This window comes from Aquitalea palustris (assembly GCF_003693445.1).
Taxonomy (GTDB): domain Bacteria; phylum Pseudomonadota; class Gammaproteobacteria; order Burkholderiales; family Chromobacteriaceae; genus Aquitalea; species Aquitalea palustris.
This window is the reverse complement of record NZ_RFAR01000084.1, coordinates 1-410: the sequence shown is the minus strand read 5'-3', so window position 1 is coordinate 410 and position 410 is coordinate 1. Positions and strand designations below refer to the sequence as shown.

The 410-nt window shown below is 42.9% G+C and carries 1 protein-coding gene; it reads left to right on the top strand.

Features of this window, described 5'->3' with window-relative positions; genetic code table 11:
- The coding region (locus EAY64_RS20690) for a hypothetical protein (protein ID WP_233566506.1) at positions 1 to 256 on the top strand (256 nt) is incomplete at its 5' end.
- Between the last annotated feature and the right edge of the window lie 154 nt (positions 257 to 410).

The following is a 410-nucleotide window of genomic DNA, read 5'->3' as shown; positions in this document are numbered from 1 at the left end:
CAGGCAATATCCCGGCGGTATTTCTTTTTGTCTTTCATGGCTGCATGCACCTGCAATAAAAAACAGCGACACCATGCCATACAACTGGGATTGCCAGAATGCGACCAAATGTCGCAAGCCCCAATACCCTTTATTTTCAAGCGGTTTTTACATGCGACATAATGTCGCAATCAAAAAACATACCTTAGAAATAAAAAAGCCGCCTCGTGAGGAGGCGGCACTCAACAAAGTGTTTGAAGTTTGCTTGAGGTACTGAAATGGTATATCCATCACCAATAAAATGAAATGTGACAGAATGCCGCATCAAAACAAGCCGCATGAAATAAATATGAAATAAAAATGCCCACCTGGTCAGGGTGGGCATTTTATCTATCTGGTCAGGACAGTCATGCAGATGAGCTAGCAAGCCT